General features: G+C 65.9%; 15 protein-coding genes, 1 tRNA gene and 1 pseudogene. 10 read left to right on the forward strand and 7 right to left on the reverse strand.

Translation table 11 applies throughout. The features are described 5' to 3' along the window. Positions 1-111: pseudogene (locus A5663_RS22890) on the reverse strand (LLM class flavin-dependent oxidoreductase); the annotation flags it as partial. Between the two features lie 35 nt (positions 112-146). Between A5663_RS22890 and A5663_RS04140 the strand changes: the two are divergent. Next, a complete protein-coding gene (locus tag A5663_RS04140; protein WP_068144210.1) occupies positions 147-1073 on the forward strand; it encodes an LLM class flavin-dependent oxidoreductase in 927 nt (308 codons plus the stop codon). Between the two features lie 72 nt (positions 1074-1145). Continuing rightward, entirely contained in the window at positions 1146-1373 is a 228-nt protein-coding gene (locus tag A5663_RS04145) for a hypothetical protein (protein ID WP_231976672.1), read from the forward strand. A gap of 18 nt (positions 1374-1391) precedes the next feature. On the opposite strand, the gene A5663_RS04150 is transcribed toward A5663_RS04145, so the two are convergent. Beyond that, positions 1392-1835, reverse strand: a complete 444-nt coding sequence (locus A5663_RS04150; RefSeq protein ID WP_068144214.1) for a nuclear transport factor 2 family protein — start codon at positions 1833-1835, stop codon at positions 1392-1394. Positions 1836-1908: 73 nt separating this feature from the next. Between A5663_RS04150 and A5663_RS04155 the strand changes: the two genes are divergently transcribed. Together A5663_RS04155 and A5663_RS04160 are read left to right on the forward strand one after the other, a co-directional pair. Then, positions 1909-2799, forward strand: a complete 891-nt coding sequence (locus A5663_RS04155; RefSeq protein WP_068144217.1) for an SDR family NAD(P)-dependent oxidoreductase — start codon at positions 1909-1911, stop codon at positions 2797-2799. 303 nt (positions 2800-3102) lie between these two features. After that, a complete protein-coding gene (locus A5663_RS04160) occupies positions 3103-4302 on the forward strand; it encodes a cellulase family glycosylhydrolase (protein WP_068144220.1) in 1200 nt (399 codons plus the stop codon). 25 nt (positions 4303-4327) lie between these two features. On the opposite strand, the gene A5663_RS04165 is transcribed toward A5663_RS04160, so the two are convergent. The 5 genes from A5663_RS04165 to A5663_RS04185 all read right to left on the reverse strand — a co-directional run bounded on the left by A5663_RS04165 (position 4328) and on the right by A5663_RS04185 (position 7427). After that, on the reverse strand, positions 4328-4609 hold the full coding sequence (locus A5663_RS04165; protein ID WP_068144225.1) for a DUF2510 domain-containing protein: 282 nt from the start codon (positions 4607-4609) through the stop codon (positions 4328-4330). Positions 4610-5126: 517 nt separating this feature from the next. Further along, complete coding sequence (locus tag A5663_RS04170) at positions 5127-5672, reverse strand: chromate transporter (RefSeq protein ID WP_068144307.1); 546 nt, start codon at positions 5670-5672, stop codon at positions 5127-5129. Next, a complete protein-coding gene (locus tag A5663_RS04175; RefSeq protein ID WP_068144229.1) occupies positions 5669-6232 on the reverse strand; it encodes a chromate transporter in 564 nt (187 codons plus the stop codon). Before A5663_RS04175 ends, A5663_RS04170 begins: the two co-directional genes overlap by 4 nt. After that, entirely contained in the window at positions 6229-7218 is a 990-nt protein-coding gene (locus A5663_RS04180) for a phosphatidylserine/phosphatidylglycerophosphate/cardiolipin synthase family protein (RefSeq protein ID WP_068144232.1), read from the reverse strand. The genes A5663_RS04175 and A5663_RS04180 overlap by 4 nt, the downstream gene beginning before the upstream one ends. A 136-nt stretch (positions 7219-7354) precedes the next feature. Then, positions 7355-7427, reverse strand: a tRNA-Arg gene (locus A5663_RS04185). Positions 7428-7524: 97 nt separating this feature from the next. On the opposite strand from A5663_RS04185, the gene argS reads away from it, so the two are divergent. The 6 genes from argS to rho all read left to right on the forward strand — a co-directional run bounded on the left by argS (position 7525) and on the right by rho (position 16209). After that, positions 7525-9177: an arginine--tRNA ligase gene (gene argS / locus A5663_RS04190; RefSeq protein ID WP_068144234.1), complete on the forward strand. Its 1653-nt coding sequence runs from the start codon at positions 7525-7527 to the stop codon at positions 9175-9177. Positions 9178-9212: 35 nt separating this feature from the next. After that, complete coding sequence (gene lysA / locus A5663_RS04195; protein WP_231976673.1) at positions 9213-10592, forward strand: diaminopimelate decarboxylase; 1380 nt, start codon at positions 9213-9215, stop codon at positions 10590-10592. Positions 10593-10594: 2 nt separating this feature from the next. After that, positions 10595-11923: a homoserine dehydrogenase gene (locus A5663_RS04200; protein WP_068144239.1), complete on the forward strand. Its 1329-nt coding sequence runs from the start codon at positions 10595-10597 to the stop codon at positions 11921-11923. Further along, on the forward strand, positions 11916-13001 hold the full coding sequence (gene thrC, locus A5663_RS04205; protein WP_068144242.1) for a threonine synthase: 1086 nt from the start codon (positions 11916-11918) through the stop codon (positions 12999-13001). The genes A5663_RS04200 and thrC overlap by 8 nt, the downstream gene beginning before the upstream one ends. Positions 13002-13004: 3 nt before the next feature. Further along, the gene (gene thrB / locus A5663_RS04210; protein ID WP_068144247.1) at positions 13005-13949 is read left to right on the forward strand and encodes a homoserine kinase; all 945 of its coding nucleotides are present in this window, start codon (positions 13005-13007) and stop codon (positions 13947-13949) included. A gap of 292 nt (positions 13950-14241) precedes the next feature. Beyond that, positions 14242-16209, forward strand: coding sequence for a transcription termination factor Rho (gene rho, locus A5663_RS04215; protein WP_068144250.1), 1968 nt, complete (start codon positions 14242-14244; stop codon positions 16207-16209).

A 16209-nucleotide genomic window follows, 5' to 3' on the forward strand; every position in this document is an offset into this window, starting at 1 on the left:
ACCCCAGCACAGCGAAGAGAACGGCCCCTCGTCGATTGCCCGCGCCCACGCCTTCAGCGTGTCCGCGTCGAGGTCGGGCTCCATCACCGGCATCGTCATCCCGATCTGCACGACGGCGATTCTGGCACGGCTGGCAACATGGGGTCATGGCGATCACCACCACGTCCATCGCACACGTCCGCCTGACCGTCACCGACCTCGACGCGGACACGCTGAAGGCGTGGGCGCGGGCAATCGACGAGGGGCCGTTCTCTTCGCTGTGCTGGGGTGAGCGCATCGCGTTCGGCAATCCGGACTCACTCACGCTGCTCGGCGCGCTCGCAGCGTGGACCGATCGGGTCCGGTTGGTGACGACGGTGGTGGTTCCGCAGCTGCACGATCCGGTGCTGCTCGCGAAGGCGCTCGCCACCGGTGACATGCTCTGCGGAGGACGGCTGACCGTCGGTCTGGGCGTGGGCGGTCGCGAAGAGGATTACCGCGCCGTCTCCGCCGACACAGCGACTCAAACCATGCGGGGCATGGCCGAACGCGTCGCCGTCATGAAACGGATCTGGGCGGGCGACAAGGTCACGGAATCCGTCATTCCGGTCGGCCCGTCGCCGGTGCAGCCCGGCGGCCCGAGCCTGCTGGTCGGCACGATCGGGCCGAAGACCGTTCGCAGCGCGGCGCAGTGGGCGGATGGCATGGCCGGCACCACGCTCGACCTCGATGTCGACCGGCAGAACGAGCTTTTCGACGTCGCCCGCACCGCATGGTCGCACGCGGACAAACCCGCCCCGCACCTGGCGACGTCGTTCTGGTTCGCCATCGGAGACCGCGTCGATGCGCGGGCCCAGGTGCACGAGCATCTGCGGCGCTACATGAACTGGATCCCGGCCGATGTCGTCGACGCGATGGCGCCAACGACAGGATGGGCGGGCAGCGAACAGGAGTTGCTCGACGTGCTGCGCCGGTTCGAAAGCATCGGCACCGACGAGATCCATCTGATCCCGACGAGTTCGGATATCGACCAGCTGCGCCGTGTCGCTGACGCGGTCAGCGGGTATGCAAGAGAGGGGTCGGGGAAGTCGTGAGCGCTTCGTCGCGTTGCAAGCATCGGCAATCGTCTTGACAGCGGCGAGGCAAACGGCCGAGAGGAATTCACGATGATGATGACAGCACTCAAGAAGATCGCAGCCGGCGCAGTGGTGGCCGGCGCGCTCGGTATCACGTCGTTCGGGGCAGGTCAAGCGGCTGCCGATGATGACTGGTGGTGGGAGCCGCCGTCGCCGGGCCACATTTCCCACATCCCGGGGGTGCCGCCGCCCGGGCAGATCGCTCACCTCCCCGGCGTGCCGCCACCAGGCCACTGGGACAAGCCCTGGAAATGGTGAAAGTGACGCGAGCAGCCGCTAGAACTTGAGGTGACGGCTGGTGTCGCCGACCTGGTCGATGAAGATGGTGCGGGTGTCGAACCACCAGGTGCCGTCGATGCGGTGGAACGTGTCGCGATACCGGCCGGTGACGATGGGCTGCAGGGGCAAATCGGGCGTCGCCTGCGTGACGCAGTAGTAAGCGCTGCCGCGCGCGGTTCCGGCCTGCTCGTCGACCTCGACCTTCACGTTGGTGGTGAAGTGCTTGGTTTTCGGTGTGCCGTCGTCGTAGAAGCGCACGGACATCTCGAACATCTGCCGTGCCCGGGTCGCACCTTCGAACACCGTCTCGGGCGGCCCGTCCTCGACGGCGTGAATTCGGCCCCGTTCGAAAAGCGCCGCGACGCCGTCCAGGTCGCCGTCATCGATTCGCTCGGCATAGGTGTAGACCAGGTTCTCCACTTCGCGGGCGGCGTCGCTCATCGGCCGTAGACAACCAGCACCGATCGGTCATGTCAACGATCGCTGCGGATGAGCGCATCGCTAACCTCAGCACGTGGCTACGAACTGGTCGCCGAGTCGGCTCGGCAATCTGAGCGGCAAACGGATCATCGTCACCGGCGCGACGAACGGCGTCGGTCTGGCGACTGCACGGGCGCTGGCGGGTGCGGGCGCTCACGTGATCCTGGCGGTTCGCAACCTCGAACTCGGCGCGCAACGGGCGGCCGAAATCGGCGGAGACACGTCGGTGGTCAAACTCGACCTCGCCGACCAATCGTCGGTCCGGGCTTTCCCCGACCTTTTCGACGGCGACGTCGACATCCTCATCAACAACGCCGGCCTCGTCGCACAGCGCCGAGGCGCGACGGTCGATGGTTTCGAGATCACGCTGGGCACAAACTTTTTGGGCCCGTTCGCCCTGACGAACCTGATGTTCGGGCGAGTGCGCGAAAAGATCATCAACGTCGGCTCGGATGCGCATAAATCGGCGACCATCGATTTGAGCGACCCGCACCTGCGGACCGGAAAGTGGTCGGCGTTTCCGGCCTATGCGCGATCGAAACTGGCCGTGATGCTGTGGGGTCTGGAACTCGACCGCCGGTTGCGGCGGGCCGGCTCGCCGATCACCAGCTTCCTGACCCATCCGGGGTGGGTGGCGTCGAACCTGTCGAACGTCTCCGAGCGGCCGTTGATGGCGGCGTTCCATTCTGTGGTCAAGGTGGCGGCCACCGTGTTGGCCAATGATCTCGACGCGGGTGCCGCACCTTCGCTGTACTGCATCACGGAGCCGATTCCGCCCGGCAGTTATGTCGGAATCGACAGCAGAATGGGCTTGAAGGGCGCCCCGACGCTGAGCGGCCGGGCCGCGGTCGCCTGTGATTATGACGATGCCAGCAAGCTCTGGGAGTTTGCCGAGAAAGAGACCGGTACAACGCTGACAGTGTGACCGCATGCGCGGCTGAGTTCGAGAGCTAAAGCGACTGCTTTCCGCATTCGGGAGTCGGTGTAACGCCGCGCGTTCTTTCGCCGTGCCGGCGCTGGATCACGGAATCGCATACCTATCGGTCAAGGCCTGATAAAGCCTGTGCGACAGCTGATGACAATGAGGTAAGTGTGACTCACGATAAGTTTCGAAAAACGCGGGGTTCTCGGCGCGACAAATAAAGGACGGACCACAATGAGGGTACGTAGGAGTCATCGCAAGGGAATTGTCGCTGCCGTCGCCGCATTGCTGTGCGCCGCTTATTTTGTGACCACCGATCCCGGCACCGCTTCCGCGCAGAATGTTCCGGAATTCGGATTTGCCTCACTGACTCAACTCACTGCCACGTCCGACGCCGACTACGCCGTTTCGGCCGCCGAGATCAAGAACACCGGTGCCAGCTGGGTGCGACTGGGCGTCGCGTGGAATTACGTCGAAGCTTTTCCGGGAGTGTACAACTGGAGTTCCGTCGACCCCGCCGTGTTGGCCGCCCGTGCCAAGGGAACGAAAATCCTGCTGATATTGACCGGGCCCGCGCCATATTGGGCGCAAGGAAAGGGCGCGGACCCGAACAGCGGTTCGGCGACGCCGAGCGACCCCGCTACGTTCGGCCGGTTCGCTGCAGCCACTGCGACCCGGTACAAGGACGTCGTCAGCACATGGGAGATCTGGAACGAACCCAATCACCCCAGGTTTTTCACGTCGCCCGATGTGGCGCGTTACATCAAGCTCCTCAAAGCGGCATACCAGGCTATTCATTCCGTCCAGCCCAATGCCGTCGTCGTCACCGGCGGGCTCACCCCGACAACGGATGCGCCTATTTCGGAAATCGATTTCGTCGACCAGTTGTACCGCAAAGGCGGCCGGCAGTTCTTCGACGGCATCGGCATGCATCCGTACACGTTCCCCTACGGGATCAACGATGACCCCAGGCACGTGTGGAATGACCTCGAGGCCGCTCGCGCGATTATGACGAAAAAGGGCGATGCCGCGAAGAAGATATGGATCACGGAATGGGGTATTCCGACGGGCTCGTCCCCTTATGCCTCTTCCGAAACGCAGCAAGCCGATCGCTTGGTCGAGGCCCTGGAAACCGCGGGCGCCACGCCCTACTTGGCTCCGCTGTTCATCTTCACGGTGCGTGATTTGAGCGCAAACCAGGCCGACCTCGAGTCCAACTTCGGTGTCTATCGGTATGACGGCACTCCGAAAGAATCGGCTTACGCGCTTCAGCGATACGCCACGGGAAGTTCGCCGACATCTAGCTCGACGTCGCCGACCACCAGCTCTACTTCGCCCACCACGTCGCCGACTTCCACCACTTCTTCGGTGCCGACGTCAAGTTCTGTACCGACGACGACTTCTCTGCCAACAACGACGTCACCGCCGACAACGACGTCTGTTCCCACGCAGCCGAACCCGTCCGAGCTGTTCTTCAGGGTCGGCCGGGTGTTGGGGTGGTGGTGACGCCGGACCGGGGGTTCCGGATGGGTCAGCGGCGCGGCTCGGTCTGTGAGGTCCAGGTCCGGCCGTCGTAGTACCGCATCGTGTTCGGGTCGTTCTGGTCCGGGTACCAGCCCGGCGCTAGTCCGCCACTGGGCGCCGGCTGTTGCACGATCGGTTGCTGCTGCACAACCGGTCGCTCCTCGCGCACACGTGGCCTCGGCGCGAGTGCAACCCGTACGGCCCAGATGACGACGGCGATGATGACGATGACCACCAGCAACCAGACGATCGACTGAAGCGAACCGAAAAGATTGGACATGTCGTTCATATCGCCACCTCTCGAGAAACGACCACGAATCGGAGCCCATGGGATACCCCCGCAGGTGCTTCAGAAAACGACGCCGCGCCCGCACTGGGCGGGCGAAGGCTTCGGGGCAAGTGACCCCGCGCGGGCGCTCGAATTCCACCGCGCCGCCGCAGTCCCGTCGCTAACGTCTTGAACATCGTCGGTGCAGTCGCGACGCAGCGCCGGCAGCGCACAAAAGACCACAAAGGACCACAAGGGACATTGACATGAAGAAGCTCGCGGCATGGCTGGTTACAGCCGCAGCAGCAGGCTCGGCGATGGTGACGCCGGTTGCCGGGGCGCCCCCCGCCCGGGCGTGTTCGGTGATGGGCAATGGGTCGAACATGGTGGTTTCCTCCGCGGGGCCGTGGGACGTCTGCAACGTTTGTTCGGGGCAGTCGTGCTCGAACGGCAACGGCGTGTGGGGGCCTGCCATCATCGGCAACGGGTGCTACGTCGCGCCCGGAATAGTTTCCTGCGAGAGGTGACGGCTTCGCCGTCACACGAAGCCGAAGTAGCCGATCACTCCCGCGGCGACCACCACGATCAGCGGGTTGAGTTTGGTGAACACGAAGATCGCCGTACAGATGGCGGTCAGTAAGTAGGCCCGCCAGTCGTGGTCGGCGGCGCGGCTCATCACCATTGCGGTAGCCAGGATCAGGCCGACGGTCAGCGGCGCGAAGCCTTTCTCGACAGCCGTGCGCAGCTTCGACTTCTGCGCCTTCTGCCAGAACAGGGTGAGCACGTAAACCAGGGACGCGGCGGGAATCACCATCGCCACGGTGGCTACGACGCCCCCGACGATGGCGCCGGGAACGCCGCCCGCTTCCAGGCCCGCTCCGTAACCGACGAGCGCGACGATCAGGATGCTCGGACCGGGTGCGGTCTGGGAGATCGAAAACACGTCGGCGAACTGTGAATTGGTCAACCAATGGTGGCCGTTGACCGCCCGCATGTGCATCTCGGGCAGCACCGCGTTTCCGCCGCCGATCGACAGCAGCGACAGTGAGGCGAACAGGGCCGCGATCTGCAGATAGGTGCTCACGCCAGGGGCCTTCTCGGCCACGCCCAGATCAGGGCGAGCGGGGCGACGATCGCGAGGGTGACCGGAAGCGGCCAGCGCAGCAGGCCGTTGAGCATGAAGCAGGCCAGCGCCAGCAGTATGGCCACCGGAGAGGTGAGGCATTTGCGGCCGGTCTGGATGACCATCGCGATCGTCAGCGCCACCGCCGCCGCCGAGGCCCCGTGCAGCACGCTCTTGACCGCGGGCACCTCCTTGAAACGGAAGTAGATGAAGGCCATCGTCAACACGAACACCAGTGGCATCAGGGTCAATCCGAGGAGAGCCACGAGCGCTCCCGGGACACCTTTCATCTTGGTGCCGACGAACACCGCCATGTTCACTTGATTGGCGCCCGGCAGGATGCGGCACATTGTCATGGCGCTGAGAAACTCCTCCTCGCCCATCCACTGCTTCTCGACGACCAGCACCTCGCGCGACCAGGCGGACAATCCGCCGCCGAACGACGCCAGCGCTATTTGGTTGAACGTCCAGGCCAGTTCGGATAGGGAGACATCGCCGCGCTCCGCATCGATCTCGCTCACTCGTGGACGAGGTCGGCGTCGTGCGGGAAGTCGTCCTCCTCGTGGTGGGCCGATTCCAGCGGGTCCGGTGCGTTGTAGTGGTGTGAGGAGTCCCAGTCCGAGTCGAACACCTGCGTCAGCCGACCGACCAGCTCCGGGTCTTCGGTCAGGATCCCCAGTTCGCGGCGAAGATCGAACGCGCTTCGATCGATGTTCATGGACCCGACCAGCGCTTTGGTGTTGTCGACGATGATAAGTTTGGCGTGCACCCGCAGGTTCTTCTGCTTGTGCACCTTCGCGCCGAACCGCTTCAGCGTCCGCAGGGACGCGAACGTGTCGAGGATGTCCCACTCGCTGATGCCGTGTTTACCGCCGCACAGGACGCGGATTTTGACCCCGCGGTCGGCTGCTGCGGCCAGCCGTTCGAGAATCACCGCATCGACGAATTTGGGGTGCTGCACGTCCAGTCGCCGTTCGGCCATATCGATGAACTGGGCCATGTGGTAGCGGGAGTTGGCGTTGCTCCACAGCAGCCCGTCATATGCTCCGGGGCTCCAGTCGAGGTGGTCCCAGTCGGCGTTGAAGACCTCGATTATCTGGGCCACGTGTAGCGGGTTGTAGGTGATCACGCCGTAGTCACGGGTCAGGGTGAAGTACTTTTCGCAGAGGTTGAATGTGGCGACCAGGGCGGCCTTTTCGTCGACGACGACCGACTTCTCGTGCGTCACGTAGAACTTGGAACTGGCCCATTGCACCGCGATTCCGGCGGTTCGAAGTTGCTCGAATGTCTCGTCGTTGGCCCGGTCACCACCCGAGCGTTTCGCGTTGAGCATGACCCGGACGTCGACGCCCGCCTTTTTTCTCTCGACCACCGCGCCGATCAGCTTGGGCTCGGTGAACGTGAATTGCTTGATGAACAGTGATTTTTCGGCGGAGTTGATGAAGTCGAGGACCGGTTCCAAACCGTCGTCGGTCTCCACGATCAGCCGCGGGGAGGACGGCAGCATGGTTCCGGGATGCTAGCACCGGGACAGCAGTGTCGCTCTGTCATTCCCGCCGCACGTGGCCCAGCATGTTGTGAGAACGGCGATGCTGGCGGACCGGCAAGCCCCGGTCGACACGACGCGCTGCAAATTCAGATTGTGCCCCCGGCAGGATTCGAACCTGCGGCCTTCTGCTCCGGAGGCAGACGCTCTATCCCCTGAGCTACGGGGGCGCACAAACGGCGCCGATGGGCGTGCACAGCCTAACGCATCGCAGCGAAGGCAAACGGATTCGGGGGCTGACCACCCAAGACCATAGGATGGACCCTCGTGACCCCCGCCGATCTCGCCGACCTGGTCAGGACCACCGCCGCCGCGGTGCTGTCCGAGCGTGGGCTCGACGCGTCTGCGCTGCCGGAGACGGTCACCGTCGAGCGCCCGCGCAACCCCGACCACGGCGATTACGCCACCAATATCGCACTTCAGGTCGGCAAGAAGGTCGGCGCCAACCCGCGTGAGCTGGCCGGCTGGCTGGCCACCGCGCTGGCCGACCGCGACGGTATCGCCGGCGCCGACGTCGCCGGACCCGGATTCGTGAACCTGCGGATCGAGGCATCGGCGCAGAACGTCATCGTCACCGACGTGCTGACCGCCGGATCGCACTACGGCAACTCCGACGTCCTCGACGGGCAGCGCATCAACCTGGAGTTCGTCTCCGCCAACCCCACCGGGCCGATCCACATCGGCGGCACCCGCTGGGCCGCCGTCGGTGACGCGCTGGGCCGGCTGCTCCACACGCAAGGTGCCGCCGTCACCCGGGAGTACTACTTCAACGACCACGGCGCCCAGATCGACCGGTTCACCAACTCCCTGATCGCCGCCGCCAAGGGGGAGCCGACCCCCGAGGATGGCTACGCCGGCGACTACATCAAGGACATCGCCGCGCAGGTGCTCGCCAAGGAGCCTGATGCCCTCAGCCTGACGGACGCCGACATGCGCGAGACGTTCCGCGCTATCGGCGTCGACCTGATGTTCACCCACATCAAGGAGTCGTTGCACGAGTTCGGTACCGACTTCGACGTCTACACGCACGAAGACTCGATGCACACCTCCGGCCGCGTGGAGCAGGCCATCGGGAAACTCCGCGACGCGGGCAGCATCTACGAAAAGGACGGCGCAGTCTGGTTGCGTACCACCGACTTCGGTGACGACAAGGATCGCGTCGTCATCAAGAGCGATGGTGCGCCGGCCTACATCGCCGCAGACATCGCCTACTACCTCGACAAGCGCGAGCGCGGATTCGACCTGTGCATCTACATGCTCGGCGCCGATCACCACGGCTACATCGCCCGGCTCAAGGCTGTCGCGGCCGCGCTGGGGGAGGACCCCGCCACCGTCGAGGTGCTCATCGGCCAGATGGTCAACCTCGTCCGCAACGGTCAACCCGTGCGGATGAGCAAGCGGGCGGGCACGGTGATCACCCTCGACGACCTGGTGGAGGCCATCGGCGTCGACGCCGCCCGCTACTCGCTGATCCGGTCCTCGGTCGACAGCCCGATCGACATCGACCTCGAATTGTGGTCGTCGGCATCGAACGAAAACCCGGTCTACTACGTGCAATACGCGCATGCGCGGCTCTGCGCGCTGGCCCGCAACGCCGAGGAGTTGGGCGTAGTGCCCGACACCGCGAACCTGCAGCTGCTGAGCCACGATAAGGAAGGCACGCTGATCCGCAACATCGGCGAGCTCCCGCGGGTGCTCAAAACCGCTGCGGCGCTGCGTGAACCGCACCGGGTGTCGCGGTACCTCGAGGAACTCGCCGGTGACTACCACCGGTTCTACGACTCCTGCCGAGTGCTGCCGCAAGGCGACGAGTCCCCGAACGACCTGCACGGCGCGCGCCTCGCGCTGTGCCAGGCCGCCCGCCGGGTGATCGCCAACGGCCTGGGCATTCTGGGTGTGACCGCTCCGGAGCGCATGTGATCGCGCATCCCGCCGGCCCCCGGCACGCGGAAGAAATCCACCATGGTGGGGCTCCGCCGCGACCCCAGTCCTCCGACGAGGTCCTGCTGCTGGCCTCGAATGTTTGGCCGCGCAGCACGGTTCGCGGCGCTGACGGCGTGGTGTCGATCGGCGGACTGCCGGTCACCGGCATCGCCGCCGAGTTCGGCACTCCGACTTTCGTGATCGACGAGAACGACTTCCGGGCACGGTGCCGTGAAATCGCCGCGGCGTTCGGCGGCGGTGAGAACGTGCGCTACGCCGCCAAGGCGTTCATGTGCGCCGAGGTCGCCCGCTGGATAGCCGAAGAGGGCCTTTCGCTCGACGTGGCCAGCGGCGGCGAGCTGGCGGTCGCCTTGCACGGCGGGTTCCCCGCCGACCGAATAGCCCTGCACGGCAACAACAAATCCGTCGACGAGTTGACGGCAGCGGTGAAGGCCGGCATCGAGCACATCGTGGTCGACTCGATGATCGAGATCGACCGGCTCGACGAGATTGCCGGTGCCGCCGGAGTCGTGCAGGACGTCCTGGTCCGCGTCACGGTCGGCGTCGAGGCGCACACCCACGAATTCATCTCCACCGCGCACGAAGACCAGAAGTTCGGGTTGTCGTTGGCCAGCGGTGCTGCGATGGCGGCGGTGCGACGTGTTTTCCAGACCGACCACCTGAGACTCAAGGGGCTGCACAGCCACATCGGATCCCAGATCTTCGACGTCGCAGGTTTCGAGATCGCCGCGCACCGCGTGATCGGCCTGCTGCATGACGTGGTCGCCGAGTTCGGAGTCGACAAGACGTCGCAGATGTCGATCGTCGATCTGGGTGGCGGCCTGGGTATCTCGTATCTGCCGCAGGACGATCCGCCCCCCGTCGCCGACCTGGCGGCCAAGCTCAGTGCGATCGTGCGCGACGAGTCGGCCGCCGTCGGACTGCCCACGCCGCGGTTGGTGGTGGAGCCGGGCCGGGCCATCGCGGGCCCCGGCACCATCACGCTGTACGAGGTGGGCACCGTCAAGGATGTCGCAGTGAGCCAGCACTCGCAGCGCCGCTATGTCAGCGTGGACGGTGGGATGAGCGACAACATCCGCACGTCGCTCTACGGAGCGGAATACGACGTGCGACTGATCTCGCGGGAGACCGACGCCGCACCGGTACTCGGCCGCGTTGTCGGAAAGCATTGCGAGAGCGGCGATATCGTCGTCCGCGACACATGGGTGCCCGATGATATCGCCCCCGGCGACCTGCTGGGCGTCGCAGCCACCGGCGCCTACTGCTATTCGATGTCCAGCCGTTACAACCTGATCGGCCGTCCGGCCGTGGTGGCGGTGCGCGACGGGCAAGCCCGCCTGATCTTGCGCCGGGAGACGGTCGACGATCTGCTGAGTTTGGAAGTGAGGTAACCATGGCTGACTCCGACAAGCCGGTCGGCGTAGCAGTACTGGGGTTGGGCAATGTCGGCAGCCAGGTCGTGCGCATCATCGAGGAGAGCGCCGACGACCTGGCCGCGCGGATCGGCGCGCCGCTGGTGCTCCGAGGCGTGGGCGTCCGACGGGTGGCCGACGACCGCGGTGTCCCGGCCGACATGCTCACCGACAACGTCGAAGAACTCGTCTCCCGCGACGACGTCGACATCGTCGTCGAGTTGATGGGTCCCGTCGAACCCGCGCGAAAAGCGATCCTGTCCGCGCTCGAGCAGGGCAAGTCGGTGGTCACCGCCAACAAGGCGTTGATGGCGGTCTCGACCGGCGAACTGGCTCAGGCGGCCGAAACCGCCCATGTGGACTTGTATTTCGAGGCTGCCGTCGCCGGCGCGATCCCCGTCATCCGCCCGCTGACCCAGTCGCTGGCCGGAGACTCGGTGGTGCGTGTCGCGGGCATCGTCAACGGTACGACGAACTACATCCTCTCCGAGATGGACAGCACCGGCGCCGATTACGACGCTGCGCTGGCCGACGCCAGCGCACTCGGCTACGCCGAGGCCGATCCGACTGCCGACGTCGAGGGCTACGACGCCGCGGCGAAGGCCGCGATCCTCGCGTCGATCGCCTTCCACACCCGGGTGACCGCCGACGACGTCTACCGCGAGGGAATCACCAAGGTCGGCACCGACGATTTCGAATCCGCCAAGGCGCTCGGCTGCACCATCAAACTGTTGGCCATATGCGAGCGGCTCACCACCGACGAAGGACGGCAACGGGTTTCGGCCCGCGTGTACCCCGCCCTGGTGCCGCTGAGCCATCCGCTCGCGACCGTCAACGGCGCGTTCAACGCGGTGGTGGTCGAGGCGGAGGCCGCCGGCCGGCTGATGTTCTACGGACAGGGAGCCGGCGGTTCGCCCACCGCCTCGGCTGTCATGGGTGACCTGGTGATGGCGGCACGCAACCGCGTCCAGGGCGGCCGGGCCCCACGCGAATCGAAGTACGCCAAGCTGCCGATCGCGCCGATCGGATTCATCCCGACGCGTTACTACGTGAACATGAACGTCGCCGACAGGGCCGGTGTGTTGTCCGCCGTGGCAGCCGAATTCGGCAAGCGCGACGTCAGTATCGCCGAGGTGCGGCAGGAGGGCATGGTCGACGAGGAGGGGCAGCGCTGCGGTGCGCGGATCGTCGTGGTGACCCACCAGGCCACCGACGCGGCGTTGTCGGAGACCGTTGCCGCGTTGGCGGATCTCGATGTCGTGCAGAGCATCAACAGCGTGCTCCGCATGGAAGGAACCAACGATGAATAGCCCTGAGTCGCTTGCGGTCCACCAGCCGTGGCCGGGCCTGATCGCCGCCTACCGCGATCGTCTGCCGATCGAGGAGAGTTGGACCCCGATCACCCTTCGCGAGGGCGGCACGCCGCTGTTGCCCGCACCGCGACTGTCCGAACTCATCGGGTGCACAGTGCATCTGAAGGTCGAAGGGTTGAATCCCACCGGGTCGTTCAAGGATCGCGGTATGACAGTGGCGGTCACGGAGGCAGTTGCGCGCGGCCAGCAGGCGGTGCTGTGCGCGTCGACGGGCAACACGTCGGCGTCCGCGGCGGCGTATGCGGCCAGGGCCGGCATCACCTGTGCGGTGCTGGTGCCCCAGGGCAAGATCGCGATGGGCAAGCTCGCACAGGCGGTCATGCACGGAGCCAAGATCATCCAGGTCGACGGCAACTTCGACGACTGTCTCGAGCTGGCGCGCAAGCTCACCGCCGACTTTCCGGCCGTATCGCTGGTCAACTCGGTCAATCCGTACCGGATCGAGGGGCAGAAGACCGCTGCCTTCGAGATCGTCGACGCCTTGGGCGTCGCGCCCGACGTGCACTCACTGCCCGTCGGCAACGCCGGCAACATCACCGCCTACTGGAAGGGCTACACCGAGTACCACCGCGACGGGGTGTCGGACCGCCTGCCCCGCATGTTGGGAACGCAGGCGGCCGGTGCGGCGCCCCTCGTCCTCGGCGAGCCGGTCAAGAATCCGGAAACCATCGCAACCGCGATCAGGATCGGCTCGCCCGCGTCGTGGGACACGGCCGTGGCCGCGCAGCAGCAGTCCGACGGGCGATTCCTGGCCGCGACCGACGACGAGATCCTCTCGGCCTACCAGCTGGTCGCACAGACCGAAGGTGTGTTCGTCGAACCGGCGTCGGCGGCCAGCATCGCGGGCCTGCTCAAGTCGATCGAGGACGGTTGGGTGGCCAAGGGCTCGACGGTCGTCTGCACGGTGACCGGCAACGGGCTCAAGGATCCCGACACCGCGCTCAAGGGCATGCCCCCTGTCATCGCGGTACCCGTCGACCCAGTCGCCGTCGTCGAGAAGTTGGGGCTGGGTTAGCCGGTGACGCGCGTTCTGCCACCTGGGCTGACGGCCACCTCCGTGGTGGCCGCCTCGAGCGCCAACCTCGGTCCCGGTTTCGACAGCCTCGGCCTCGCCTTGAGCCTGTACGACGAAATCGTCGTGGAGACAACCGATTCCGGCCTCGCAGTCGAAGTCGAGGGCGAAGGTGCGGGGCATGTCCCGCTGGACGAGACGCACCTCGTCGTGCGGGCGATCCGGCGCGGATTGCAGGCGCTGTCCGTCGACGTGCCCGGAATGACGGTGTGTTGTCGCAACGACATTCCGCACTCGCGAGGGCTGGGATCGTCGGCCGCGGCCGTCGTGGGCGGGCTGTCTGTCGTCAACGGGCTTGCGGTACAAGCCGGTTCGGCTGCCCTGTCGAAGCTGGACCTCGTTCAGCTGGGTTCGGAATTCGAGGGTCATCCGGATAACGCGTCGGCGGCGGTGTACGGCGGCGGCGTGGTGTCCTGGACGGAGGCCGATGAGGCCGCACCGCGGTTCGCGGCCACGCCGATCCGCATCCACCCCGACATCCGCCTGTTCACCGCGATTCCGCCCGAGCGCTCGTCGACCGCAGAGACACGCGTGCTCCTTCCGGAGAAGATCAGCCACACCGATGCGCGGTTCAACGTCAGCAGGGCGGCGCTTCTGGTGGTTGCGCTCACCGAGCGGCCGGATCTGCTGATGCCGGCCACCGAGGACGTCCTGCATCAGCCGCAACGGGCGGCGGCGATGCCGTCGTCCGCGGAATACCTGCGAGTCCTGCGGCGTTGTGGAGTGGCAGCGGTGCTGTCTGGGGCCGGTCCGTCGGTGCTCGCATTGAGCACATCGGCGGCTTTGCCGGACGAGGCCTTGGAGTACGGCGCCGCGAACGGGTTCACCGTCAGTGAAACGGCCGTTGGCGATGGCGTCCGGTGGACGTCCGGCGCCGCTGTGCCGGGCTGACGGGGGCCGCGGAGCAGGGATCACAGGAGCGACACGACACACATGTCTTTCTTGCTTCGTGCAGCAATGCGGGATATTCTCGCTCTCGTCCGGCAACCGCAGCGTCTCTACCTGCGCCGACACTAGGACACCACTCATTTTCCCCGTCTACTCGTGGATTGACGGTTCGCCGCAAACCGGCGAAGCACGGCCCACCGTTGCAGGGGCAATGGTGGGCCCATGCGTTCAGTGGTTCAACTGATCGCACCGAACCCCCGCATGATTCGTTCTGCGAGGGAAAGAAAGGAAATCCGTGACTGAAACGGACCTCATCACGGCTGGGGGCGGCAACGAAAACGGTGAGCTGCCGAACACCGTGAGTTCAGACATCTCGACTTCAGCGGCGGCAGACGCGCCGACCGCGACCACCACCGCGGAGACCGCGCCGACCGCAGACGTCGCGTCCGGCGACCGGGCCAGCTCTCTGTCCACCATGGTGCTGCCTGAGCTGCGCGCACTGGCCAAGGAGATCGGCGTCGAGGGCGCCTCCGGTATGCGCAAGGGCGACCTGGTCGCCGCGATCCGCGAACGTCGCGGCGAGTCGAACGGCCGTGGCCGCGCACACGCCGACACGGCAGTGGCCACCGACACCCAGGCCACCGACACGAAGGCGACCGACACGAAGGCCAACGACACCAAGAGCGCGCAGCCGGCGAAGGACGCCGAGTCCGCGACCGAGGCCGACGGCAACGACAGCGCCGAGCAGCAGCCCCGCCGCCGCGAGCGTCGTGGCGCCTCCCGCGCGACCGGCGCTCCCGGTGATCAGGCCGAGGGTGCCACTCAGGACGCCAAGACCGGCGACGGCGGCCGTCAGAACAACGACCAGGCCGGCAAGTCGGATACCAAGTCCGACAGCGACCAGCAGCAGGGCGACCAGCAGGGCGGCGGCCAGAACCGCGGCAACAACGCCAGCAGCGGTGGCAATAACGCCAACAACGCCAACAACGCCAACAATGCCGACGACGACGGCGACGGCCGGGGCGGTCGACGGGGCCGCCGGTTCCGGGACCGCAGACGTCGTGAGCGCGGCGGAGAGGGCGGTGGCGACCGCGATACCGAACTGCGCGAGGACGACGTCGTCCAGCCCGTCGCGGGCATCCTCGACGTGCTCGACAACTACGCGTTCGTCCGCACCTCCGGCTATCTGGCCGGCCCCAACGACGTGTACGTCTCCATGAACATGGTGCGCAAGAACGGTTTGCGCCGCGGCGACGCGGTGACCGGCGCCGTCCGGGTGCCCAAAGACGGTGAGCAGACCAACCAGCGGCAGAAATTCAATCCGTTGGTCCGCCTCGACACCGTCAACGGCAAGCCGGTCGAGGAAGCGAAGAAGCGACCCGACTTCAACAAGCTCACACCGCTCTACCCGAATCAGCGGCTACGTCTCGAGACCACGACCGAGCGGCTGACCACCCGGGTCATCGACCTGATCATGCCGATCGGCAAGGGTCAGCGCGCGCTGATCGTGTCGCCGCCGAAGGCCGGTAAGACCACGATCCTTCAGGACATCGCCAACGCGATCACCACGAACAACCCGGAATGCCACCTGATGGTGGTGCTCGTCGACGAGCGTCCGGAAGAGGTGACCGACATGCAACGCTCGGTCAAGGGCGAGGTCATCGCGTCGACGTTCGACCGGCCGCCCTCAGATCACACCCAGGCCGCCGAACTGGCGATCGAGCGGGCGAAACGCCTTGTCGAGCAGGGCAAGGACGTCGTCGTGCTGCTGGACTCGATCACCCGACTCGGCCGCGCGTACAACAACGCCTCACCGGCGTCCGGCCGCATCCTGTCCGGTGGTGTGGACTCGACCGCGCTCTACCCGCCGAAGCGCTTCCTCGGCGCTGCCCGCAACATCGAAGAGGGCGGCTCGTTGACCATCGTCGCCACCGCGATGGTGGAAACCGGTTCGACCGGTGACACGGTGATCTTCGAAGAGTTCAAGGGCACCGGTAACGCCGAACTGAAGCTCGACCGCAAGATCGCCGAGCGGCGCGTGTTCCCGGCCGTGGACGTGAACCCGTCCGGCACCCGCAAGGACGAGCTGCTGCTCTCGCCCGACGAGTTCGCGATCGTGCACAAGTTGCGCCGGGTGCTGTCCGGTCTGGACCCGCATCAGGCCATCGACCTGTTGATGAGCCAGTTGCGCAAGACCAAGAACAACTACGAGTTCCTGGTGCAGGTCTCCAAGACCGCTCCGGGCGCGGCCGACGCCGACTGA

It is taken from the genome of Mycobacterium sp. E740, from assembly GCF_001672895.1.
GTDB lineage: Bacteria > Actinomycetota > Actinomycetes > Mycobacteriales > Mycobacteriaceae > Mycobacterium.